The sequence below is a fragment of the Nitrosospira briensis genome (genome assembly GCF_900115125.1).
GTDB classification, from domain to species: Bacteria; Pseudomonadota; Gammaproteobacteria; order Burkholderiales; family Nitrosomonadaceae; genus Nitrosospira; species Nitrosospira briensis_A.
The window spans coordinates 20,711-43,016 of record NZ_FOVJ01000005.1; the positions used below are offsets into that span (position 1 = coordinate 20,711).

Below are 22,306 nucleotides of genomic sequence, written 5' to 3' on the forward strand. Positions count from 1 at the left end.
GTGTCTGTGGAAGGAAGGCGGTATATCAGGGCGGTTTACCATTAACCCTTAACCCCGTCGGGATTTGTTTCGATGGGACCTCAAACCAGGTGTTTTTTACAATGAATATCGCTTCCCCCGCTATAGATACTTCCGAAAGTTTTGCGGCGCTATTTGAAGAAAGTCTTTCCCGTCAGGAAATGCGTGTTGGTGAAGTCATCACCGCGCAGGTGGTTCGCGTTGATTACAACATCGTCGTTGTAAACGCCGGGCTCAAATCGGAGAGCTTCATCCCTGTTGAAGAATTCAAGAATGACAAAGGCGAAATTGAAGTCAAGCCCGGCGATTTCGTCAGCGTTGCCATAGAAGCGCTTGAAGATGGCTACGGCGAGACCCGCTTGTCACGCGATAAAGCCAAGCGCCTTACGGCCTGGCATGATCTGGAAGCTGCGATGGAAAGCGGCGCCATCGTATCCGGTATCGTAAGCGGCAAGGTGAAAGGCGGCCTCACAGCCATGATTAACGGCATTCGTGCCTTCCTGCCTGGTTCTCTGGTGGATATCCGCCCGGTCAAGGACACCACTCCGTATGAAAACAAGGAGATGGAATTCAAGGTCATCAAACTCGACCGCAAGCGCAACAACGTGGTTGTGTCCCGCCGGGCAGTTCTGGAAGAAAGTCAGGGGGCAGATCGCCAGACTTTGCTTGCAAATCTGACAGAAGGCGCCGTGGTAAAGGGTATTGTCAAGAACATCACTGATTACGGCGCGTTCGTGGACTTGGGCGGCATAGATGGCTTGTTGCATATCACCGATCTGGCATGGCGGCGAGTGAAACATCCTTCTGAGGTCATCAGCGTTGGTGACGAAGTTACGGCTAAAGTCCTCAAGTTCGACCAGGAGAAGAATCGCGTATCGCTCGGCATGAAGCAATTGAGCGAAGACCCGTGGGTGGGGCTCTCCCGGCGTTATCCCCCACATACCCGTCTATTCGGCAAAGTCAGCAATCTGACCGATTACGGCGCGTTTGTAGAGATCGAACAGGGCATTGAAGGTCTCGTCCATGTCTCTGAAATGGATTGGACCAACAAGAACGTGTATCCCTCCAAGGTCGTGCAGCTGGGCGACGAGGTGGAAGTGATGATTCTGGAAATCGATGAAGAGCGGCGGCGTATCTCCCTCGGCATGAAGCAATGCAAGGTCAATCCGTGGGAAGACTTTGCGATGAATCATCAAAAGGGCGACAAGGTACGCGGACAAATCAAATCCATCACCGACTTCGGCGTTTTCATCGGCCTGCAGGGCGGCATAGACGGTCTGGTGCATCTGTCAGATCTTTCCTGGAATCAACCGGGAGAAGAAGCGGTACGTAATTACAAGAAAGGCGACGAGGTTGAGGCGGTTGTGCTGTCCATTGATGTCGAGCGAGAGCGAATTTCACTGGGTATCAAGCAGTTGGAAGGTGATCCGTTCAACAGCTTTGTCTCGGTAAACGACAAGAACAGCATCGTCAAAGGCACGGTCAAGTCGATAGACGCCAAGGGTGCAGTAATCGCACTGGAGAATGATGTGGAAGGTTATCTGCGTGCATCCGAAGTCTCACGCGACCGGGTTGAGGACATTCGCTCCCACTTGAAGGAAGGTGATACGGTTGAGGCGATGATCATTAACGTTGATCGCAAGAACCGGAGCATTAACCTTTCCATCAAGGCCAAGGATATGGCTGAGGAATCCAGCGCCATTCAAAAGGTTGCAGTCGATAGTTCTGCCAGTGCGGGAACCACCAGTCTGGGAGCGCTGCTCAAAGCCAAGATGGATGTCAAGAATACTGAACAATAATAAGGCTGACATGACGAAGTCTGAACTGATCTCAAGGCTTGCGGCGCGCTATCCGCAGTTGGGAGCAAAGGATGCGGAGCTTGCAGTCAAGGTTATCCTTGATGCGATGGCCAAGAGTTTGTCACAGGGACAGCGCATCGAAATTCGTGGATTCGGCAGCTTTGATCTGAACTACCGGCCGCCCCGTATAGGGCGCAACCCCAAGTCTGGAGAGAAGGTCCAGGTGCCGGAAAAGTATGTCCCGCATTTCAAGGCAGGGAAAGAAATGCGGGAGCGAGTCGATCAGAAAGACTGAAAATTCGTGATGGACAGGCAGGGTATAATGGCGGCAGGATTTCCGGATCCTGCCGCTTTTTTTGTCTGCGGCTAAAGCGAATTCAACACTTGTAGGAGAATCAGCCATGCTTCCCTGGATGACGCTGTTTAACAATGCTCGGTTCGTTTAGGGAGGGAGCCATGCGTTACCTGATGTGGTTCCTGCGCATCCTGCTGTTTCTGTTGCTACTGGGTTTTACCGTCAGGAATATCGAAACGGTAACCCTGCATTATTATTTCGGCTACGAATGGAATGCACCGCTGGTATTGATAATATTATTGTGTTTCGCTCTCGGCGTGGCGATCGGAGTTGGGTCCTGCCTGGGCAAGATATTCAGGCAAAAGCGGGAAATCAACACATACAGGAAGAGATACAAGATATCGGATGAGCATGGGTAGATCGAGATATGGCTAAGGTCTTCCACGAAACTCATGAAAACGGACTGACCTTATGAGCGATCCTCGCATTATCGTCGCATTGGATTTTCCCAACGCGGAATACGCGCTAAGTCTTACGGCAAAGCTTGACCCAACGTGGTGCAGGGTTAAGGTCGGGAAGGAGCTTTTTACCGCCGCCGGTCCGCATCTGATAGAGAAATTAATGGGGAAAGGTTTTGAAGTTTTCCTCGATCTGAAGTTTCACGATATCCCGGGCACCGTGGCTAATGCGTGCAGGGCCGCCGTAGCGTTGGGTGTATGGATGATCAACGTCCACGCGCTCGGTGGAAGAAGAATGCTATCCGCAGCCCGAGAGGCGGTGCCGCCTGATTCAACTAAACTGATCGCCGTTACTCTGCTCACCAGCATGGAACAGTGTGATCTGGACGAGCTCGGCGTCAATGGCGACCCGCACGATGTTGTGCAGCGACTCGCGCTGCTAACGCAGGATTGCGGTCTGGACGGAGTAGTATGTTCTCCCCGCGAAGCTGCGGAACTGCGAGAAGTGATGGGCCCGGGCTTCTGCCTGGTTACCCCGGGAGTACGCCCGGCTGACGCTTCCCTCGACGATCAGAAGCGCGTATCGAGCCCACGTCAGGCGATCCAGAATGGCGCGGATTATTTGGTCATTGGCAGGCCTATTACGCAGGCAAGCGACCCAGTATCCATGTTGCGGCGCTTGAATGACGAAATCGATGAAGTAAGGAATAGCTCATAACCGGAGGCTACTACAATCAAACCCAGAGTAGGTTTGTGACTTTGAATGTGCTTCAGTCCACGCAGTTTTTCAAGGTTTTTCAGGAATAAATTCTTTCCTCGCGCTTTTTTTTGTTTCGATTCCGGCTATTCTCTGTATCGCCCCAAAGTTTGTTTTTACCCAATTTCGTGTGCTTGAACGTTTTTACCATCGCGGGTTCAATCCAGTTGTCAAACTCGGCAAAATTAAGATCGGACATATTTCGAGATAGTTTTTTCATATACCCCTCCATAAAAATGAGGAAATAATATCCTACAGTTTTAGCTGGAGCTTCTGTTCGGTTCCCCACATAATCCGGTTCAGCTGTGGGCAAGGACGTTACAATGGCGCAATAGGACCTTATTGGCATGGAGGCAAAAAACTTATTGGTTTCGTAGTGCAGGGGCGGCCGGGGCGCTTGAACTACCCAAACACCCCGGCCGCACCTCAGCAGAATTTCTATATTTCTATTTCAGCTTTTCCTTTCTGCGGTTTACCATCAGACCCATCAGGCCGAGCCCCGCTAGCAGCATTGCATATGTATCTGCTTCTGGAACTGTTGAAACTGCAGCGTCCGGCACGACTGCCAGCTGGAGGGGCAGGCCGGTTTCGACCCCGGTTGTTGCGCCCAGATCAAAGATGTGAGTCGATTGACCCGCTATATCAGCACGTGCATCTGCGATTTCTGTATCGAGCACGGCAGATAGTCCGGTATTGTTCGTTGCATTTGCATTTGCATTTGCATTTGCTGTAGCCCACGCGTTGGCCTCGGTAGAAATTGAGGCATCTGCATCAGCGGTGAGGCTAAGCTTCGGAGCCGTGACATCGGTTTTGGTGATCGCGGTGACAGCAGGCGCGCCCACCGTAATCGTGCTTGTGCTATTTACCGCTTGCGCGGCAACGACTTCGCTCGTAACGTCAAGCGCCGGTGAGTCCAAAGTAACCTTTGTTGTCGCTGGCGCCGGTACGCTGCCTGCTATCTTAGCGGTAGCATCGAGCCCGGTTAGGCCCGACGTGCTCGTTAAAACCCCGGTTCCCGCGGAAATCCTTACTGGCTCAGTAGAAACTCCGAGGTCATTAGAAACCCCCAGGTCATTGGAAACCCCCAGGTCATTGGAAACCCCCAGGTCATTGGAAACCCCCAGGTCATTGGAAATCCCCAGGCCTATGTCTGAATTAGTAGAAGTTCCCACGTCCGGGGAAGTTCCTATGTTGGTGGAAGTTGCTAAGCCTGTAGAGGTGCTTAAGTTCGTAGAAGCGTCCGAGTTGGTATAAGTGCCCAAACCTGTAGAAACGCTAAGCCCCGTGGATGCGCCTAATCCCGTAGAAACGCCTAATCCGCCGGATGCTGACGATTCTGCCGCGAGCGCGAACATTGCAATCAGGGCGATTACAACCTTTTTCTTATTCATTCTCATAATGCTTATTCTCCAAGTCTTTAATATTATTTTAAAAAATGAAACTACAGCCGGCGCTAAAATGGCGTCAAAATGAAAAAACACACAGCAGTAACGCGGCTATAGGCGGAGAAGCAATTTTTATGCCATAAAATGATCTATGAGAAATCAGTAAGTTACGCAATTTCGAGTCTGTTTTAAGCAAGTCTTTGTCTCCCACGAGAGACGCTTGTTCTCGCGCTTCAATCAACGTGAACTGCAGGAGTTTTTCTTGTCGTTATACAAGGATAGATTCTCCCTTCATTATAAGCGCCACTTCCACTGTGGCAGGAGAAGGATGGGCGACGGTTCACGATGGCATCGTTGTGTATGAAGTCATGGTAAAGAATCCGGACCAGGACTCGTGGAGCAGCTATCGCAAGATAGAACGGCGGTTTAGGCAAGATAAGTTGCTGATACGGGCGCAGGAAATTTGCGTGCTGTAATTGCTGTTGTCGTCGCGTGGGGCGAAAAACCCGTAGTGGATCTCCTGTATTGGAGGTAGAGGGGATGGAGTAAAAATTACTTGGCCAAAGGACTCATTGACCCTTCATCCCTTGGAGCGTAGAGTCTGGAACAGGAATGCTTGACTCACATCGATTTCAAGTGTATTCCGTACAAGCTGGAGGATAACGCCATGCCAGACTATCACCTCCTTCCCGCACAGCGCCTTGCAGGTGCCGTGCGGGTAATCAGCCCCGCTTCACCTGCCCCTGTAAATCTCACTTCGCCCGCACTGGATGTTATGACCGACCTGCGGCTCATCAATGCCGCGGTAATCGAGCCGCATAAGACTATGGAATCAGCGAATGCATACATGATGCAGCGCGGGGTGCGTTCCTTGTTTGTGCTCGATGGAGACAAGCTCCTCTGTGGCTTTATCACCGCAAGCGATATTCTTGGTGAAAAGCCGCTGCGTTTCATTCAGGAGCGGTGCGTAAAGCATAATGAGATTCTGGTCTCCGACATCATGACCCCTCTCGAGCGGTTGGAAGCCCTTCCTGTCGAGCGGGTTCAGCATGCTCATGTAGGAAATGTTATTGCTACCCTGCTGGACGCGGGACGCCAGCACACCCTGGTGATAGAGCAAGATGTCGACCGCAAGCCGGTGGTGTGCGGCATTTTTTCATTGACGCAGATCGAGAAGCAACTCGGTGTGACAATTCAATCCACGGAAGTCGCCAAGACTTTTACTGAAATTGAGGCCGCACTTATCGCTTGATTAGCGGGGGGCGGGCGAGGGGTTGCGGCACTACCATATAACGAACCGGATTCCAATTGCCGAATTCTCCAGGCTGACTTTTTATTGGAATCCACTTTGACGGCAGAGCAACCATCCTTTCCTGATCCGCACAAGCGGATGCTGTCGTTTGCCGCTCCAGGGTATTCATGTACCGCTGGAGGTGTTCGTGCTGCTTCCGCACGCTACGCCGATATCGATTTTCCGTTCGATGCACACCCCCACTTTTCTTACGCCGCGTATCGCGTTGAGTTTGGCAACGCTGACCTTGATCCACGGTGATCTGAATTCCGTCAGGACGAGTTGTGCGATATGCTCGGCTAAAGCTTCAAGCAGAGAGAAATGTTTCCGGGAAAGGGTGTCGTTGATGCGTTGCACGATAAGGGAATAATCCAGAGCATCCTCAAAATTATCTGTCCGGCACGCGAGGCTTGTCGGCAGCGCGATTTCCAGATCCAGTTGAATGGTTTGCGGGGCATTGAGTTCCCACGGGTAGATTCCCACCAGCGTTTTGATCTTGAGTTCTTGCAGGAAGATGATGTCCATATGCAATAAGGAATTGAAGCCCATCCGGAATACGTTGTCGGGGCTGTTTTTCACGTAGAATCAGCAGAGGGATTCTATTCTATTTGCAAAGATGGCGCTAATGACATGACGCTGGCAGTTTTCATTCTGCTGGCCTATTTACTGGGCTCCATTTCCTTCGGCGTACTGGCGAGCTGGTTCTTTCATTTGCCCGACCCACGCACCTATGGATCGAGGAATCCGGGGGCGACGAATGTGCTGCGCAGCGGGAAGAAGGCGCCGGCCGTATTTACTCTTCTGGGGGACGCCGGTAAAGGCTGGTTGGCAGTGGAACTGGCGCAACACTTTGCGCCAGTATTGCAGCTGGGTAGCGAAGCGATTGCCGCAGTGGCACTGGCTGTATTTCTAGGCCATCTGTTCCCTGTATTTTTACGCTTCCGGGGCGGAAAGGGGGTTGCTACCGCACTCGGTGTATTGCTAGCGTTTAATCCATGGATGGGGTTGCTTGCAGTCGCAATCTGGATTACAGTCGCAGCGGTGTGGCGTTTTTCATCGTTGGCTGCTTTGGCAGCAGCCGGGTTTGCGCCCGTTTACGCAATATTCTTTCTCGGTTTCGATGCCCGTACTTTTGCTGTTTTTGTCATGTCCTTACTGCTTATCTGGCGGCATAAGTCAAACATCGCCGGTCTGATTGCCGGTAACGAGCCGCGCATCGGCAAGCGTAGAGCCTCATGAATCCACTGCAATCTCCTGCATTTCCAGGTCCCATCGGGCCTTTACCGTAAATGTTTTATCCAGGTTTTGATCCAGGTTTTCCAATGACTGCAGGCGCATCGCTCCCGCGAATGCGATCATGGCTCCGTTGTCCGTGCAAAATTCGAGTTCGGGATAAAAAACGGTAGCGCCCATTTTTTCCGCCCTAAGGCTAAGACTGGCGCGCAGTTGACGGTTCGCGCCCACTCCGCCTGCTACTACCAGTTGAGTAAGGCCGGTCTTTGCAAGCGCCCCCAGGGATTTCTCCGTCAGCACGTCGACCACGGCCTCCTGAAATGCAAGGGCAATGGCGCCTCGGGTTTCCTGAGTCATTTCGTGTTTATTAACCAGGGTCAGCACCGCTGTCTTCAGGCCACTGAAACTGAAATTGAAATTACCGCTGTGGAGCATGGGGCGCGGAAGTTCGAACCGCCTTGGCTTGCCTGCCATGCTGAATTCTTCAGCAAGTCTTGATAGCGCGGGACCACCGGGATAGCCCAGGCCAAGCAGCTTCGCAGTCTTGTCAAAGGCCTCTCCTGCCGCATCATCCACGGTTTCACCCAGCAATTTGTATTGTCCAAGGCCGTTCACCTCCATCAATTGGGTATGGCCGCCCGATACCAGTAGCGCCACGAACGGGAAAGCCGGTGCGGGGCTGGATAACAGCGGAGACAGAAGATGCCCTTCGAGATGATGAACGCCCAGAACCGGAATTTCCAGCGCGAAGCCAAGAGCCGAGGCGATACTGGCTCCCACCAGCAGTGCTCCGGCCAACCCGGGTCCCTGGGTATACGCGATGGCGTCGAGGTCGCGCAGTCGGAGCCCGGCTGCGCTAAAGGTTTGCCTGATGAGGGGCAGTACCCGCCGGATATGGTCGCGGGACGCAAGTTCCGGCACCACGCCGCCATATTCCCCGTGCATCTGGGTTTGGGAATGAAGCGCATGGCTTAACAGGCCTTGCTTCGTGTGATAGAGCGCAACGCCGGTTTCATCGCACGAAGTTTCAATGCCGAGTACGAGCAAGTGAGTAGGGAAAAATGACTTCTACAACAGGATGGGGTACTTGTTATATAATAATAAGCTGTCTATATTTAGACTTCAGCTAGCCAGGCAGCACGGTGGGATAGTACAGATAACTGTAGCACGTCTGACTGGTTATTCAGCCATTTTAACTTTTAGAGAGGAACTGCATCTTCATGACCACTATTAAAGTCAAGGAAAACGAGCCATTTGAAGTCGCCATGCGGCGCTTCAAGCGTACCATCGAAAAAACCGGTTTGCTCACCGAGTTGCGCGCAAGGGAATTTTACGAAAAACCGACCGCCGAACGCAAGCGCAAGCTGGCTGCAGCGGTTAAACGTACTTACAAGCGCCTGCGCAGCCAATTGCTTCCGCCGAAACTTTATTAGTCAGAGTCAGTCGAAAAACAGCAGCTAATCCTTCATAAAGGTCCGGCTTGGTTTCGTTCATTGTGAACCTGAAGCAGCAAATCACCGAAGACATGAAGGCCGCGATGCGTGCGGGCGATACGAAGCGACGCGACGCCATCCGGCTGTTGCGGGCCGCAATCAAGCAGCGCGAGATAGATGAGCGTATTGAGTTGGACGATGTTGCAGTCATTGCTGTCATCGAGAAAATGCTCAAACAGCGCAAAGACTCCATTGCTCAATATGAGGCTGCGCGTCGGGATGATTTGGCCGACACGGAGAAGTACGAAGTAAGCGTCCTGCAAGCTTACATGCCTGAAGCATTAAGCGATACCGAGGTTGAGGGCATTATAGGCAAAGCGATTTCCGCTGTTGGGGCGAAAGGGCAACAGGACATGGGGCGAGTGATGGGTGTGCTCAAGTCCGAGCTTGCAGGACGCGCGGACATGAGCAAGGTGTCCGCTCTGGTAAGAGCGAAACTCGCCACCTGATTGTTATAGCTCACAGCCGGCGGGCCTCCCTCCCGGATGATTGCAGCACGGTCAGTTACAAAAAATAGCGGTACGGAATGGATGGAAGCATGTTTCTTTCAGTAGATGCAATTTTTCTGTTTGCGCTCCAGCCAAATATTATTGCCTGATCCGCTATAAATGATTTCACAGTCATTCATTCAGGAACTGCTGAGCCGCGTGGATGTCGTCGACGTCATCGAGCGCGATGTGCCGCTCAGGAAAGCCGGCACAAATTTCACCGCATGTTGTCCGTTTCACAGCGAAAAGACACCTTCGTTCACTGTAAGCCCTACCAAACAGTTTTATCACTGTTTCGGTTGTGGCGCGCACGGCAGCGCCATCGGTTTCGCAATGGAATATAACGGCATGAGTTTTGTCGAGGCGGTGAATGATCTGGCGGCTCGGGTCGGGCTTCAGGTCCCGGCGCAGCCGGCCGAGTTTCCCTCCGGGACAGGAGGATCGGGTTCAAAACCTGGACTGCCGCAGAGCATCCAGCAAGGCAAAGAAGCTTCTAGCAGGGATTTGCTCGAAGTAATGGATGTCGCTGCCCGATTTTACCGGGAGCAGCTCAGGCATTCGGAAAGTGCCGTCGCCTATCTGCGACAGCGTGGCTTGACAGGCAAGACCGCTGCGCATTTCGGCATTGGCTACGCGCCATCGGGGTGGCAAAACCTGGGCGGCGCCTTTTCCGGCTACGAGGCGAAAGTACAGAAAAACCTGCTGGTAGAAGCCGGACTGGCAATCGAGAATGCCGACGGCAACTGCTACGACCGATTCCGTGACCGCATCATGTTTCCCATTCTTAACCTTAAAGGAACTATTGCGGGTTTTGGGGGGCGCATTCTGGCGCAGGGCGAGCCCAAGTATCTGAATTCACCGGAAACACCTCTGTTCCAGAAAGGTCGCGAACTCTACAATCTTTTCGCTGCGCGCAGAGCGATTCGCGAGGCTGGGCGCGTGATCGTGGTTGAGGGATATATGGACGTGGTGGCGCTTTTCCAGCATGGCATCGAATACGCCGTGGCCGCGCTGGGCACCGCCACAACACCTTTTCATGTCCAGAAACTTCTGCGCCAGACAGATGACGTGGTGTTCTGTTTCGACGGTGACAGTGCCGGCAGAAAAGCGGCATGGCGTGCGCTGGAGGACAGCCTTGCCCAACTCGGAGATGGCAAGAGCATCAGTTTCCTCTTCCTGCCCGAGGGTGAAGACCCGGACAGTTATGTCCGTAATTTCGGGAAAGAAGCCTTTGAAGAATTGCTGAAGCAGACGGTGCCGCTATCCGTTTTTCTTTTTCGGGAACTGTCGGCGCGTGTTGACCTCAAAACCAGCGAGGGGCGCGCTAAACTGGTACAGGACGCCAAGCCGCTGCTTGCGAAAGTTATTGCGCCCGGGCTTGCATTGATGCTGTTAAAAAAATTGGCGGAGATCAGTGGGCTCAGCCAGCGCGAGTTGGAAGATTTATTGAAGATCAGGCGTGTTTCCGCGTCTGTTTCGCGTGAAAGAGCGCCACGGCCAAAGCCTGCATCGCCTTATCGCTGGCTACTGCAGGTGTTGTTGTACGATTCCACTTATATCGGGAAGCTGGACAGGGAGTTGCTCACGCAGGACGAGGAATATGACGAAGAGGTAGCGGCGCTGGCAGCACTGGTTGAATTTATCGATACTCACCCCAATACTGGAGGAAACACGGCAATACCTTCGGCTACCGCATATTTTCATGATAGTCCCCATCGTATGCTTCTGGAAAAGGCGGAGAGCCAGACTCTTGCATGGGATAGCGGAATAAATGTGGAAGCGGAGTTTGCCGGGGCGATGGCGCGTCTGCATGAAATGAGACGTAAACAACGAATGACGAAGTTACACAGCAAGTCCCTCAGCACCCTAACCCCAGAGGAAAAACAGGAACTGCAGCGAGTGGTGGTTTCCTGAAGGCGATGCCCGGACAGTGTAACGGGATTTTGATATAATAGTCAGTTTTTAATTTCAACCGGCGATACTCCGGAAGAGACCTGATAAAACTAAAAACACAAGTCGAAACGGCAGTGAAAGCGGTGAAATTAGAGACTGGCATTTCACCGGTTGCGGCTGCGGATGGCGCGGTCAGCAAGTTCGGATGTCAGCGAAAAAGGACGCGAGTGATATGAAGAAGTCGTCAAGAGGACAGGCAAAAGAAACAAGGGCGAAAGCGCAGGTAAATACGGCTGTGGAAACGTTGGAAGATAACGTTACGGCAGCCGCTACAGCTACGAAGTCGCCCGCCAAAACCCAGGCGCATGTGGCTGAAATCGCAAAGGCTGTGATGGCGGTCAAGGAACCGGCCCTGCTTACCCCCAAGATGGCAAAGGTCAAGGCGGCAAAGGAAGGTAAGCTCGCCCAGGCAAAGGACGAGAAATCATCCCTTGCGCCGCAAGACCTCGAGGCGCGGCGGATGCGTCTCAAGAGCTTGATTGTGCAAGGCAAGGAGCGTGGGTACCTCACTTATGCCGAGATCAACGATCATCTGCCCGATGACATGCTCGACGCAGAGCAGATAGAAAACATTATCAGCATGATCAATGACGTCGGCATCTCGGTTTACGACGAGGCGCCCGACGCCGAAACGCTGCTGATGTCCGAGACCGCGCCCACGGTGGCTGATGAGGACGTGGTGGAAGAAGCTGAAGCGGCGCTTTCCACCGTTGATTCGGAATTTGGACGTACTACGGATCCAGTGCGCATGTATATGCGTGAAATGGGATCGGTGGAATTGCTCACCCGCGAGAGTGAAATCGAAATCGCAAAGCGTATCGAGGATGGATTGAAGCATATGATCCAGGCAATCTCCGCCTGCCCGACCACCATAGCGGGAATTCTCGACCTGGCCGACAAGGTGGCCAGGGACGAGATGCGCATCGATGAGCTGGTCGACGGCTTGCTGGATCCCAATACCGAGGAAATGCTTGGCGAAGAAATCACTGATGAATCGCTGGAGCAGGAACTGAGCGAAGAAAGCGCCGACGACGAAGACATTGTTGCGATAGCCAACGCCAATTTGCTTAAATTGAAAAACGACGCGCTGGAGCGTTTCGCGGTAATCCAGCAGGCATATGGCGAAATGCAGAAAGCGCTGGAAAAGAAGGGAACAGGTAACAAGGCATATAAAGACATTCAGGAACAGATTTCAGCCGAACTCATGGCCATACGTTTCTCTGCGAAAATGGTCGAAAGGCTATGCGATACCCAGCGTGGGCTGGTGGATGAAATGCGGAGCTATGAGCGGAAAATCATGGAATTGTGTGTGACTAAGGCGGGAATGCCGCGCGGTCACTTTATAAAAGCATTTCCGGGGAACGAAGGCAACCTCGAATGGGTTGCGGCGGAAGTCGCGCTTGGAAAGCCTTATAGCCAGACACTGGAACGCTATCTGCCGGATATCGTTGAGCAGCAGCAAAACCTGCTGAACCTGCAAAAGCAGGTCGGCATTCCCTTGAAAGACCTCAAGGAAATCAACCGCCGGATGTCTACCGGCGAAGCCAAGGCGCGCCGGGCGAAACGCGAAATGACCGAAGCGAATTTGCGGCTGGTGATTTCCATTGCAAAGAAATACACCAACCGGGGATTGCAGTTTCTTGACTTGATTCAGGAAGGTAACATCGGGCTTATGAAAGCGGTGGACAAATTCGAATACCGGCGCGGGTACAAGTTCTCCACTTATGCTACCTGGTGGATTCGTCAGGCCATTACGCGCTCCATCGCGGATCAGGCGCGCACGATTCGTATTCCGGTTCACATGATCGAAACCATCAACAAGATGAACCGCATCTCGCGCCAGATTCTGCAGGAAACGGGACAGGAGCCGGAACCCGCTCTCCTGGCGCAGAAAATGGAAATGCCGGAAGAGAAAATACGCAAGATCCTCAAAATATCCAAAGAGCCGATCTCCATGGAGACGCCCATTGGTGACGATGAAGATTCCCATCTCGGCGATTTCATCGAGGATTCCGCCACCATGGCGCCGTCAGATGCCGCAGTTTATGCTAGCCTGCGCGATGTTACGAAAGATATACTGGATTCGCTAACGCCGCGTGAAGCGAAAGTATTGCGCATGCGTTTCGGAATCGAAATGAATACCGACCATACGCTGGAGGAAGTCGGTAAACAGTTCGACGTAACCCGTGAACGTATTCGTCAGATCGAGGCCAAGGCATTACGAAAATTGCGGCATCCTTCTCGTTCCGAGCGCCTGCGAAGCTTCCTGGATACGGAAGGCTGAACGACTACCGGTATTTGTTTCCTTTTTAGTGTCTGAATAGGGTCTGTAGCTCAGTTGGTTAGAGCAGGGGACTCATAATCCCTTGGTCGTTGGTTCGAGTCCAACCAGACCCACCAAATAGAACAAAGGCTTACGAATAAAACCGTGAGCCTTTTCTTATGGTGGGGCAGTACCCTCGCATTTGTCATTGTTCCTCTAGATACAACGAAACAGCATTACACCTATAAGGGGACACGGCTTATGCGACAGATGTTCGCAGCAACGCTGGTTTTTGTACTTACCTTAACGATATCTGAATCAATCTTTGCTGTCGATCAAGGTGCACCACCTGCGGCAATCGAGAATTCGCTGGGAATGAAGTTTGTACTGGTACCGGCTGGGGCGTTCTTAATGGGCAGTAATGAGTTACCGGACGATTTGTCAAAAGCTTACCCTCAGTACGAGCGCCGTCGTGTAGTGGAACTGGGGGACGAAGCGCCTGTGCATCCGGTTCGTTTCAAGCAAGCCTTCTATATGGCTCAGTTCGAGGTTAGCGTCGGGCAGTTCCGTAAATTTATAGAAGCTTCGGGCTATACCCCGGAGTCGGTGGCAGACGGAACGGGAGGTTACGGATATAACGCGAATTATGATTCCTTACAATCTGTCAGTGGCGATGCCTTTGAGGGACGTAATCCGAAATACTCTTGGCAGAACCCTGGTTTTGACCAAGCCGACAATCATCCGGTCGTAAACGTGACTTGGAACGATTCGGTGGCACTTGCGAAATGGCTTAGCGAGAAGGAGGGAGTAAAATATCGCTTGCCAACTGAGGCGGAATGGGAATATGCCTGCCGTGCCGGCACACGTACACGCTATACAAGCGGTGATAATCCAGAATCGTTACTGAAAATCGCCAATGTCTTTGATTCTGACGCCAGGGGGTATTGGCAACGTTGGGCACAATTTGCGCTTTCGGGGAACGATGGCTTTGCTTTCACTTCACCCGTTGGTAGCTTTGCGCCCAATGCTTGGGGACTTTACGATATGCATGGCAACGTTTGGGAATGGGTCTCGGATTGGTATGCGGACGACTACTATTCGAGGTCACCTGTCGACAATCCGCAAGGGCCAGCCGAGGGCAGCGTGCGAGTACGACGTGGTGGATCTTGGCATACTTGGGCCTTGTACGCACGTTCATCCTATCGCAACTGGATTTCGCCGGATTCGCGCTACACGCTGGTTGGAATGCGTCTTGTGCGCGAGGTGTCAGTGCGCTGAACGGTGTCGATCGATGGAAAACGGCTGGGATGATGCTCGATGAGCAGCACAGCCTTACGAAAATGCCTCTCTTTTTCCATGTTTGCCCCGCTCCTGTCCCATTGTATAAGTGGATATCCATATCCAAGTGATTTATAAAAACAATAATGATAAAAACTAAGGATTCTATATCCCCCGATCGTTGTTTGCGCGCAACAGGCGGATCAGTAAAAATGCGACTTTACAGAGATGAAAGTCATTTTCGTTTCTTTGCCTTCCAGTATGCCGTTATTGTAAATTCCCATAACAGATAATTGCTACAGAGAGAATCGATGAAGTCAAACGCGATTGACCCTACTAAAATATTCTTTAATGTCCCGATGTCGCGTCGATCTTCTCCTTGCTGTTGAATATCGTCGGGTTTGCCTTACCACTGACCGTCAGGTAACCCGCAAGCCCTTTCTCCATGCGCGACAGGGCATGATCAACCAGAATATAACGGCCAGGGTAATCCACCTTGAATTCCACTATGGTGGCGCCCCCAGGCGGCACAAGTATAGTCTGCACCTCGGCGACGGGCGGGCTGGACAGCGTACCGTGTTCGTACACCTTGTCGAATATTTCGCCAATAACATGGAAGCTGGAGGGTAGGTTGGGCCCGCCGACACCGAAGTAAATCCGTACATTTTCGCCGGTATTGGCTTCCATTTTGTGGGTTTTGGTGAGGGCATCCATGGTGCCATTGAACATAAGATGGTCGGGGTTCTCGGCAAGGAGCTTTTCGAGCGAAAATTCCTGTAAGCCAGGTGTGCCATGCCGCTGTGCGGTGTAGAGCTCGCCTTGCATCACGTAAAATTCCCTGTCGACCTTCGCCATGCCACCTTCAGGCTCAACGAGGATCATTCCATACATGCCGTTCGCGATGTGCTGCGCGACCATAGGGGTTGCGCAGTGATAGACGAACAGTCCGGGATGCAGCGCCTTGAAGGTAAAGCTCCTGGTCTGCCCTGGAGCGGCCTGGGTCACTGCGGCGCCCCCACCCGGACCGGTAACCGCGTGAAAGTCTATCGAATGAATGTGAGTGCTATTCCTGGCATTGCCCAGGTTAACGGTAATGGTGTCGCCTACGCGAACGCGCACAAATGGACCGGGCACCTTGTTATCGAAGGTCCAGTACTTATAGGTGCTTCCGTCGGAAAGCCGGCCATCGATCTCTGTGGATTCCAGATTTAACGTCAAGTGCTTCGGCGGGCGATTGCCAACAGGTTGGCCGACGGCATATGGATCCTGTGCCACATCGATTGCGGTACTTTTCGCCTTTTCCGGTGGATTGCCCACGATGAGCTGACCGAACATTCCGGCGGCTTTATGACCGGGCAAAGTACAGAGATATTCAAATTTACCTGCCCGGGTTGCCCGAAACACCATCGCGGTAGCTGCGCCCTTTGCTGTAATATGACCAGAGTTCGCGCCAAATTCCGGAATGGCAATGTCGTGGATCGCACCGTCGCCATTGACAAGGTTGATCTGGACAACCGCCCCCTCGGGCACGTTCAGATCGGGGTTGATCTTGCCGGCGATCGCATCCGTTTCACCGACAAACACCAGCTTGCCCTCCGCGATATCGGTACGCAAGGTAAAGGTTATATCGGGCCGGTAGGTCACAGCATCACTATCTCGATTCTGGTCAGCAGCAATCGACGACTGGCCAAAAGTCAGCGCGCAAATAGCAGCAAGCCAGAAAATCAATGTCTTCATGTGCATCTCCTGTAAAGTATGATAAGGCGGCTGAAGCTTGCTCTTCCGCTTGGATTACAAAATTTCTCATTCAGGACGACTGTAGCAATCACCATACCAAAATAAAAAAAATGAAGGAAACTTAGCTCAACTATTAGTTGCAAGGAGAGCGGTATATGGTCAGGTTACTTGCAGCAGGCGCAACCGATGTCGGGCTTTGGCGTACCAACAACGAGGACGCTTACCTTGCCATGCCGGAAGCCGGACTATTTGCACTCTCCGATGGGATGGGTGGCGCCGCGGCGGGCGAAATCGCCAGCGGATATTTTATCGAGACGGCGCAAGCTATTTTCAGTAAGCCTATTCCCGCATCTGAAGAAATGATTCATGAACTGGTCCAGAAAGTGTTCAGGTGCTCAAACCAGCGGATATTGGAGCATATCGCACAACATCCCGAAGATGAAGGAATGGGATGCACGGGGGACTTGCTGGTGTTTTCGGAAAACAAATACATTGTCGGCCATATGGGAGACAGCCGGGTCTACTTGCAAAGGGATGGGAGCCTGCAACAGTTGACCAAGGATCACTCGCTGGTACAGTTACAAGTAGATAGGGGAATGCTGACTGCGGAAGAGGCAAGAAATCACCCGCGAAAAAACGTTATCCTCCGCGCCATCGGGTCGGACCCATCAGGTAGCTGCGATATTTTGAGTGGCTTGGCGCTCAAACACGATATTTTTCTGCTCTGTTCGGACGGGCTGACGGACATGGCGGATGATTCAGTTATCCGCGCCATTCTCGCTTCTGTTGGATCGATTCAATACAAGACGAAGAGCCTGATCGATGCTGCTATCTCAGCCGGGGGGAGAGACAACATCACCGTGGTTCTTTGCGAGGTGGAGGTATAGATAGCATACAATTTTCAAAGACGGCTCTATTGTATGCCGGGTATCTGCCTGGGTGCGCCGAGCGGCCGTTGTCCGGTCGTCTATGAGGTCATAATGTCGCCCCTGTCACGTCAGGTACAAGGTTCGAATCCCCTGGGCACGTCACCCGAGGTGGCGTGATTTCCGCATTGTTTTCCGGCGCCGCTCGATTCCGGCAGTTCGTGGTCCTTCTAGCAACTTCAGCAAAACTATTGCGATATACTCCACTATTGAATCGCGGGAGAAGCCATGAAAATTCACGAGTATCAGGCTAAGAACATCTTGCGCGAGTTTGGCGTCCCCACACCGGTCGGTCTCGCCTGCTTCAGCGTTGATGAAGCAGCGGAGGCCGCTGGAAAACTGGGTGGGAACGCCTGGGTTGTAAAGGCGCAGATCCATGCTGGCGGACGTGGCAAGGGTGGCGGCGTAAAGCTGGCGAAGTCGATCGATGAAGTGGAGCACTTCGCCGGACAAATATTGGGTATGACGCTTGTTACGAACCAGACCGGCCCGCAGGGCCAGGTTGTACGGCGGCTTCTGGTTGAGCAGGGCCTCGATATCAGGAAAGAGTTTTATATCGGCCTGGTGCTGGACCGAGGCAGGCGGCGCGTCTGCCTGATGGCAAGCTCGGAAGGCGGGATGAATATCGAGGAGGTCGCCGCCAGAAGCCCGGAAAAGATTCATAAGGTATTCATCGACCCGTTGGCCGGCCTGGGCGCTCGGGATGCCGAAGAGGTCGCGCGCAAGATTGGTATTGCAGAACCGGCCGTGGCAGAAGCAGCGGCCCTTCTACAGGGTTTGTACCGAGCCTATACCGATACCGACGCCTCGCTGGTCGAAATCAATCCCCTCATATTAACCGCCGGGCATCATGTCCTCGCGCTCGACGCGAAGATGAATTTCGATGACAACGCCCTGTTCCGTCACCCTGATATTTCCGGGCTGCGCGATCTGGACGAGGAAGACCCGGCGGAGATAGAAGCCTCCCGGCATGACCTCTCCTATATCTCGTTGGACGGGAATATCGGCTGTCTGGTGAATGGCGCGGGCCTGGCGATGGCCACCATGGATATTATCAAGCTCTACGGAGGGAATCCTGCGAACTTCCTGGATGTGGGAGGCGGAGCCACCGCCGGAAAGGTGGCGGAGGCGTTCAAGCTCATGCTGCGCAATCCAAACCTGCAGGCCATCCTGATAAACATATTCGGTGGAATCATGAAGTGCGACGTGATCGCCGAAGGGGTGGTAGCAGCGGCGCTTGAAGTGAAGCTGAACGTTCCACTGGTAGTGCGGCTCGAAGGGACCAATGTGGATTTGGGTAAAAAGATCCTGGCAGAATCGGGGCTGCCGATCATTTCGGCGGGCAATATGGCCGATGCCGCGGAGAAGGCTGTTACAGCGGCGGCCTCCGCTGCCAAAGCCGTAATAAAGGGAACGTAACATGTCCATCCTGATCAATCGTAATAGCCGGGTAATGACCCAGGGCATTACCGGCAAGACGGGACAATTTCATACTCGCATGTGCCGCGATTATGCGTATGGAAAAGATTGTTTTGTCGCTGGCGTGAACCCGAAGAAAGCGGGTGAGGATTTCGAAGGTATCCCGGTTTATGCTACGGTGAAGGAAGCGAAGCAGGCGACCGGGGCCACCGTTTCGGTTATCTACGTGCCGCCACCATTTGCCGCTGCCGCAGTTGACGAAGCGGTGGATGCGGAACTGGACCTGGTAATCTGCATTACCGAAGGTATTCCGGTTCGCGACATGCTGCGCACCTGCTACAGGATGCAGGGGCGAAAAACGCGATTGATTGGTCCCAACTGCCCCGGCATCATCACGCCCGACGAAGTCAAGATAGGGATCATGCCGGGATACATACACAAGAGGGGGCGCATAGGCGTGGTGTCGCGCTCCGGCACCCTGACCTACGAGGCAGTGGCGCAATTGATGGAGCAGGGATTGGGGCAATCCACCTGCATCGGCATCGGCGGCGATCCCGTAAATGGGCTGAAACATCTGGATGTCATGAAATTGTTCAACGACGATGATGAAACCGATGCCGTTTTGATGGTGGGTGAAATTGGCGGCTCCGACGAGGAAGATTGTGCGCGCTGGGTCAGGGATAATATGCGAAAGCCGTTGGTGGGTTTTATTGCAGGCTTGACGGCACCCCCGGGCAGGCGCATGGGACATGCGGGTGCCGTTATCTCGGGCGGCAAGGGCACGGCGCAGGAAAAGCTCGCAGTGCTGGAAGAGTGCGGGATTAAAGTTGCGCGCAACCCCGCAGAGATGGGCAAGGTGCTCAAATCAGTGTTGTGATGATGCTGAGCCTAATGATGAAAAGGAACACAAAGACTACCGTGGCTTTTTTGCAATGACCTTTTTTTCCTTGATCTCTGCTCTCCTGGTGGAGCGATGGCGTCCCGGCAGCGATCGCAATCGCATTATCCTGCTTTTTCTCTCTTATGCCGATTCGCTGGAGCGCTATTTCAACACGGGCGTCCGCCGTCATGGCATCGCTGCATGGACTGCCGCGGTGATACCCGTACTGATAATCTCGGTCTGGATCTACTATTTGTTGTATAGCCTCAATCCGGTGCTGGCGTGGGCAGGGAACGTGATAGTGCTTTATCTCATCATGGGCTTTCGTCAGTTCAGCTATTCATTGACTGAAGTCAGCGAGGCCCTCAAGAATGGAGACCTGTTTCTCGCGCGCGACCTGCTCAGCGAGTTGCACGGGGTGGAAGCAGGCGATTTGAGCAACCAGGAAGTTGCCCGGACCACCATCGAGATGGGTTTGATCTATTCACACCGTTATGTGTTCGGGATTATTATTTGTTTCGCAATATTGCCGGGACCGCTAGGCGCAATACTGTACCGCCTCGCTGAGTTATTGAGTGAGCGTTGGGGCACCCGCAAGGACGCGTTTGGGGATTTTGCCGTAAAAGCCTTCGAGATCATAGACTGGCTTCCGGCAAGGCTTACTGCCATGAGTTTCGCCGTTGCAGGTAATTTCGAGGATGCCCTTTACTGCTGGCGCGTCCAGGCGGCATCATGGGTAGACAGCAACCAGGGCATCATTCTGGCCAGCGGTGCGGGTGCGCTTGGGGTTTGCCTGGGAGACCCGATGCATGCTGCGGGCAGCAAGCACTATCGTCCCGAACTTGGTGTGGGCGAAGAAGCCGACGTGGATTTTTTGCAAAGCACCATTGGCCTGGCCTGGCGTACCCTGGTGCTGTGGCTGATGCTGCTTCTACTGCTGGAGATCGCCAGTTGGGCCGGGTAAGCGAAAAAGAGTAGCTTATCTAATTGATAATTGATGGACAAGCCCGATGTATTTGAAATCCCTTTATTAGCCGGTCTGTGAGGTTTTCATGCCAGAACCATTAGTGATCGCCCGCTCGGACCACGTAGTCGGATTATTACCCCAATTTGCCAATCGCCACGGCTTGATCACTGGCGCGACCGGTACCGGCAAAACGGTGACATTACAGGTGTTGGCCGAGCGATTCTCCTCAATTGGCGTGCCCGTATTCATGGCTGACATCAAAGGCGACCTGGGGGGACTTTCCGCTCCAGGCGCGGCTTCGCTCAAAATGAAAGAGCGTCTTGGTCAACTCAAGCTCGATGAACCCGAATGGGCGGCGTGCCCGGTTACATTCTGGGACATTTACGGAAAATCCGGGCATCCGGTGCGTGCGACCATCTCGGACATGGGGCCTCTGCTGCTCGGACGCCTGTTCAATCTGAACGATACGCAACAGGGCGTGCTGACGCTGGTATTCAAGATTGCGGACGATAACGGGCTACTGCTGCTCGATATAAAAGATCTTCGCACCATGTTGCAGTTTGTCGGCGCGAACGCCAAGGATTTCACGGTCCAGTATGGCAACGTATCCGCTGCCTCGATAGGTGCCATCCAGCGTTCGCTGCTGGAGATCGAGCAGCAAGGAGGCGACAATTTTTTCGGCGAATCAATGCTCGACATTAATGATCTGATTCAGGCCGACGGCAGTGGCAGGGGCATGATCAATATTCTCGCTGCCGAAAAGCTGATGAACTCGCCCAAGCTGTATTCCACCTTCCTATTGTGGATATTATCGGAACTGTTCGAGCATCTTCCCGAAGTTGGCGATCCGGAAAAGCCGAAGCTGGTGTTTTTCTTTGATGAAGCCCATCTACTGTTTAATGAAGCGCCCAGGCCTCTGCTTGAGAAAGTGGAGCAGGTGGTGAGGCTGATACGCTCCAAAGGCGTGGGCGTGTATTTCGTGACCCAGAATCCGCTGGACATTCCGCAGAATGTCCTCGGCCAGCTTGGCAACCGTGTACAGCATGCGCTGCGCGCGTTCACCCCGCGCGATCAGAAGGCGGTCAGGTCCGCAGCCCAAACCATGCGCGCCAACCCCGATTTCGAGACCGAAAAAGCAATTACAGAGCTCTCGGTCGGCGAAGCTCTTGTATCGCTGCTGGATGAGAAAGGCCGTCCGTCCATGGTTGAGCGTGCGTTTATTTTGCCGCCTGCGTCGAGAATAGGCTCCATCACGGAGAGTGAACGGAAGGCCATTATCAAGTCCTCTGTTATTTTCGGGCATTACGAACAGCTGGTGGATCGTGAATCGGCGTATGAAATAATCAAAAGCCGTACAGAACTTAAACAGGACGTCGGGAGTGAGGCAACATCAAAGCCAGCCGGGGAAGGCAATGCCGGCTCCAGAGGCAGTATGATGGACATGCTGGGCGGTATGCTGCTTGGCAAGACCGGGCCCAGAGGGGGCCGGCAGCCCGGCATTCTCGAAGCGGCTGCCAAAAGCGCGTCCCGCTCCATTGGTTCGCAAGTTGGCCGTGAAATCTTCAGGGGAGTATTGGGCGGCATCTTCGGTGGCGGCCGGAGGCGCTGATCGAGATGATATACAATCACTGCTGTGAATCGAAACCGTCCAGATTTTGCAGTCGTG

The 22,306-nt window shown here is 53.2% G+C and carries 21 protein-coding genes and 1 tRNA gene; 17 read left to right on the forward strand and 5 right to left on the reverse strand.

Annotated elements, in window-relative coordinates; all coding sequences use genetic code 11:
* Nucleotides 1–101 precede the first annotated feature (101 nt).
* The 4 genes from rpsA (at nucleotide 102) to pyrF (ending at nucleotide 3,288) form a co-directional block, all read left to right on the forward strand.
* On the forward strand, nucleotides 102–1,817 hold the full coding sequence (gene rpsA, locus BMZ14_RS10565; protein WP_074797349.1) for a 30S ribosomal protein S1: 1,716 nt from the start codon (nucleotides 102–104) through the stop codon (nucleotides 1,815–1,817).
* A 10-nt stretch (nucleotides 1,818–1,827) separates the two neighbouring features.
* The gene (locus tag BMZ14_RS10570; RefSeq protein ID WP_074797351.1) at nucleotides 1,828–2,112 is read left to right on the forward strand and encodes an integration host factor subunit beta; all 285 of its coding nucleotides are present in this window, start codon (nucleotides 1,828–1,830) and stop codon (nucleotides 2,110–2,112) included.
* A 161-nt stretch (nucleotides 2,113–2,273) separates the two neighbouring features.
* Entirely contained in the window at nucleotides 2,274–2,531 is a 258-nt protein-coding gene (locus BMZ14_RS10575; protein ID WP_074797587.1) for a LapA family protein, read from the forward strand.
* A 52-nt stretch (nucleotides 2,532–2,583) separates the two neighbouring features.
* Nucleotides 2,584–3,288, forward strand: coding sequence for an orotidine-5'-phosphate decarboxylase (pyrF, locus tag BMZ14_RS10580; RefSeq protein WP_074797353.1), 705 nt, complete (start codon nucleotides 2,584–2,586; stop codon nucleotides 3,286–3,288).
* A gap of 79 nt (nucleotides 3,289–3,367) precedes the next feature.
* On the opposite strand, the gene BMZ14_RS14840 is transcribed toward pyrF, so the two are convergent.
* Together BMZ14_RS14840 and BMZ14_RS10585 are read right to left on the reverse strand one after the other, a co-directional pair.
* Nucleotides 3,368–3,640, reverse strand: coding sequence for a hypothetical protein (locus tag BMZ14_RS14840; RefSeq protein ID WP_218145018.1), 273 nt, complete (start codon nucleotides 3,638–3,640; stop codon nucleotides 3,368–3,370).
* A 133-nt stretch (nucleotides 3,641–3,773) separates the two neighbouring features.
* Nucleotides 3,774–4,718: a PEP-CTERM sorting domain-containing protein gene (locus BMZ14_RS10585; RefSeq protein WP_143071964.1), complete on the reverse strand. Its 945-nt coding sequence runs from the start codon at nucleotides 4,716–4,718 to the stop codon at nucleotides 3,774–3,776.
* A gap of 610 nt (nucleotides 4,719–5,328) precedes the next feature.
* Between BMZ14_RS10585 and BMZ14_RS10590 the strand changes: the two genes are divergently transcribed.
* Nucleotides 5,329–5,964, forward strand: a complete 636-nt coding sequence (locus BMZ14_RS10590; RefSeq protein WP_256208569.1) for a CBS domain-containing protein — start codon at nucleotides 5,329–5,331, stop codon at nucleotides 5,962–5,964.
* Between the two features lie 165 nt (nucleotides 5,965–6,129).
* On the opposite strand, the gene BMZ14_RS10600 is transcribed toward BMZ14_RS10590, so the two are convergent.
* Nucleotides 6,130–6,528 carry a dihydroneopterin aldolase gene (locus tag BMZ14_RS10600; protein ID WP_074797591.1) on the reverse strand — a complete coding sequence of 133 codons (399 nt, stop codon included), beginning with the start codon at nucleotides 6,526–6,528 and terminating at the stop codon, nucleotides 6,130–6,132.
* 105 nt (nucleotides 6,529–6,633) lie between these two features.
* Between BMZ14_RS10600 and plsY the strand changes: the two genes are divergently transcribed.
* Entirely contained in the window at nucleotides 6,634–7,242 is a 609-nt protein-coding gene (plsY, locus tag BMZ14_RS10605; protein WP_074797358.1) for a glycerol-3-phosphate 1-O-acyltransferase PlsY, read from the forward strand.
* Here plsY and tsaD read toward each other — a convergent pair.
* The gene (tsaD, locus tag BMZ14_RS10610; protein ID WP_074797360.1) at nucleotides 7,237–8,283 is read right to left on the reverse strand and encodes a tRNA (adenosine(37)-N6)-threonylcarbamoyltransferase complex transferase subunit TsaD; all 1,047 of its coding nucleotides are present in this window, start codon (nucleotides 8,281–8,283) and stop codon (nucleotides 7,237–7,239) included. The genes plsY and tsaD overlap by 6 nt on opposite strands.
* A gap of 173 nt (nucleotides 8,284–8,456) precedes the next feature.
* On the opposite strand from tsaD, the gene rpsU reads away from it, so the two are divergent.
* The 6 genes from rpsU (at nucleotide 8,457) to BMZ14_RS10640 (ending at nucleotide 14,711) form a co-directional block, all read left to right on the forward strand.
* Nucleotides 8,457–8,669 carry a 30S ribosomal protein S21 gene (gene rpsU, locus BMZ14_RS10615; protein ID WP_004179462.1) on the forward strand — a complete coding sequence of 71 codons (213 nt, stop codon included), beginning with the start codon at nucleotides 8,457–8,459 and terminating at the stop codon, nucleotides 8,667–8,669.
* Nucleotides 8,670–8,731: 62 nt separating this feature from the next.
* Complete coding sequence (locus BMZ14_RS10620; protein ID WP_074797593.1) at nucleotides 8,732–9,178, forward strand: GatB/YqeY domain-containing protein; 447 nt, start codon at nucleotides 8,732–8,734, stop codon at nucleotides 9,176–9,178.
* Between the two features lie 159 nt (nucleotides 9,179–9,337).
* Entirely contained in the window at nucleotides 9,338–11,131 is a 1,794-nt protein-coding gene (dnaG, locus tag BMZ14_RS10625; protein WP_074797362.1) for a DNA primase, read from the forward strand.
* Between the two features lie 211 nt (nucleotides 11,132–11,342).
* A complete protein-coding gene (gene rpoD / locus BMZ14_RS10630) occupies nucleotides 11,343–13,454 on the forward strand; it encodes an RNA polymerase sigma factor RpoD (RefSeq protein WP_256208570.1) in 2,112 nt (703 codons plus the stop codon).
* Between the two features lie 39 nt (nucleotides 13,455–13,493).
* Nucleotides 13,494–13,570: transfer RNA gene (locus BMZ14_RS10635), tRNA-Ile, on the forward strand.
* Nucleotides 13,571–13,694: 124 nt separating this feature from the next.
* Nucleotides 13,695–14,711 carry a formylglycine-generating enzyme family protein gene (locus tag BMZ14_RS10640; RefSeq protein WP_083396761.1) on the forward strand — a complete coding sequence of 339 codons (1,017 nt, stop codon included), beginning with the start codon at nucleotides 13,695–13,697 and terminating at the stop codon, nucleotides 14,709–14,711.
* 348 nt (nucleotides 14,712–15,059) lie between these two features.
* Here BMZ14_RS10640 and nirK read toward each other — a convergent pair whose 3' ends face one another.
* Complete coding sequence (gene nirK / locus BMZ14_RS10645) at nucleotides 15,060–16,448, reverse strand: copper-containing nitrite reductase (RefSeq protein ID WP_218145019.1); 1,389 nt, start codon at nucleotides 16,446–16,448, stop codon at nucleotides 15,060–15,062.
* Between the two features lie 155 nt (nucleotides 16,449–16,603).
* Here nirK and BMZ14_RS10650 point away from each other — a divergent pair, with 155 nt between their 5' ends.
* From BMZ14_RS10650 to BMZ14_RS10670, 5 genes are all read left to right on the forward strand, one after another.
* Nucleotides 16,604–17,335 carry a PP2C family protein-serine/threonine phosphatase gene (locus BMZ14_RS10650; RefSeq protein WP_074797366.1) on the forward strand — a complete coding sequence of 244 codons (732 nt, stop codon included), beginning with the start codon at nucleotides 16,604–16,606 and terminating at the stop codon, nucleotides 17,333–17,335.
* A gap of 267 nt (nucleotides 17,336–17,602) precedes the next feature.
* Complete coding sequence (gene sucC, locus BMZ14_RS10655) at nucleotides 17,603–18,793, forward strand: ADP-forming succinate--CoA ligase subunit beta (RefSeq protein ID WP_074797368.1); 1,191 nt, start codon at nucleotides 17,603–17,605, stop codon at nucleotides 18,791–18,793.
* Between the two features lies 1 nt (nucleotide 18,794).
* A complete protein-coding gene (sucD, locus tag BMZ14_RS10660; RefSeq protein WP_074797370.1) occupies nucleotides 18,795–19,670 on the forward strand; it encodes a succinate--CoA ligase subunit alpha in 876 nt (291 codons plus the stop codon).
* Between the two features lie 55 nt (nucleotides 19,671–19,725).
* Complete coding sequence (locus BMZ14_RS10665; protein WP_074797372.1) at nucleotides 19,726–20,637, forward strand: CobD/CbiB family protein; 912 nt, start codon at nucleotides 19,726–19,728, stop codon at nucleotides 20,635–20,637.
* A gap of 88 nt (nucleotides 20,638–20,725) precedes the next feature.
* Nucleotides 20,726–22,249 carry a helicase HerA-like C-terminal domain-containing protein gene (locus BMZ14_RS10670; RefSeq protein WP_074797374.1) on the forward strand — a complete coding sequence of 508 codons (1,524 nt, stop codon included), beginning with the start codon at nucleotides 20,726–20,728 and terminating at the stop codon, nucleotides 22,247–22,249.
* Nucleotides 22,250–22,306: the final 57 nt, after the last annotated feature.

What these genes read in the sequence shown, in the direction of transcription:
- BMZ14_RS10640 (WP_083396761.1), top strand. Translation starts at nt 13,695, where the DNA reads ATGCGACAGATGTTCGCAGCAACGCTGGTTTTTGTACTTACCTTAACG.
- rpoD (WP_256208570.1), top strand. Translation starts at nt 11,343, where the DNA reads ATGAAGAAGTCGTCAAGAGGACAGGCAAAAGAAACAAGGGCGAAAGCG.
- BMZ14_RS10575 (WP_074797587.1), top strand. Translation starts at nt 2,274, where the DNA reads ATGCGTTACCTGATGTGGTTCCTGCGCATCCTGCTGTTTCTGTTGCTA.
- BMZ14_RS10665 (WP_074797372.1), top strand. Translation starts at nt 19,726, where the DNA reads ATGACCTTTTTTTCCTTGATCTCTGCTCTCCTGGTGGAGCGATGGCGT.
- BMZ14_RS10670 (WP_074797374.1), top strand. Translation starts at nt 20,726, where the DNA reads ATGCCAGAACCATTAGTGATCGCCCGCTCGGACCACGTAGTCGGATTA.
- BMZ14_RS10570 (WP_074797351.1), top strand. Translation starts at nt 1,828, where the DNA reads ATGACGAAGTCTGAACTGATCTCAAGGCTTGCGGCGCGCTATCCGCAG.
- BMZ14_RS10600 (WP_074797591.1), bottom strand. Translation starts at nt 6,528, where the DNA reads ATGGACATCATCTTCCTGCAAGAACTCAAGATCAAAACGCTGGTGGGA.
- plsY (WP_074797358.1), top strand. Translation starts at nt 6,634, where the DNA reads ATGACGCTGGCAGTTTTCATTCTGCTGGCCTATTTACTGGGCTCCATT.
- BMZ14_RS10585 (WP_143071964.1), bottom strand. Translation starts at nt 4,718, where the DNA reads ATGAATAAGAAAAAGGTTGTAATCGCCCTGATTGCAATGTTCGCGCTC.
- sucD (WP_074797370.1), top strand. Translation starts at nt 18,795, where the DNA reads ATGTCCATCCTGATCAATCGTAATAGCCGGGTAATGACCCAGGGCATT.
- dnaG (WP_074797362.1), top strand. Translation starts at nt 9,338, where the DNA reads ATGATTTCACAGTCATTCATTCAGGAACTGCTGAGCCGCGTGGATGTC.
- BMZ14_RS10650 (WP_074797366.1), top strand. Translation starts at nt 16,604, where the DNA reads ATGGTCAGGTTACTTGCAGCAGGCGCAACCGATGTCGGGCTTTGGCGT.
- rpsU (WP_004179462.1), top strand. Translation starts at nt 8,457, where the DNA reads ATGACCACTATTAAAGTCAAGGAAAACGAGCCATTTGAAGTCGCCATG.
- nirK (WP_218145019.1), bottom strand. Translation starts at nt 16,448, where the DNA reads ATGAAGACATTGATTTTCTGGCTTGCTGCTATTTGCGCGCTGACTTTT.
- sucC (WP_074797368.1), top strand. Translation starts at nt 17,603, where the DNA reads ATGAAAATTCACGAGTATCAGGCTAAGAACATCTTGCGCGAGTTTGGC.
- pyrF (WP_074797353.1), top strand. Translation starts at nt 2,584, where the DNA reads ATGAGCGATCCTCGCATTATCGTCGCATTGGATTTTCCCAACGCGGAA.
- rpsA (WP_074797349.1), top strand. Translation starts at nt 102, where the DNA reads ATGAATATCGCTTCCCCCGCTATAGATACTTCCGAAAGTTTTGCGGCG.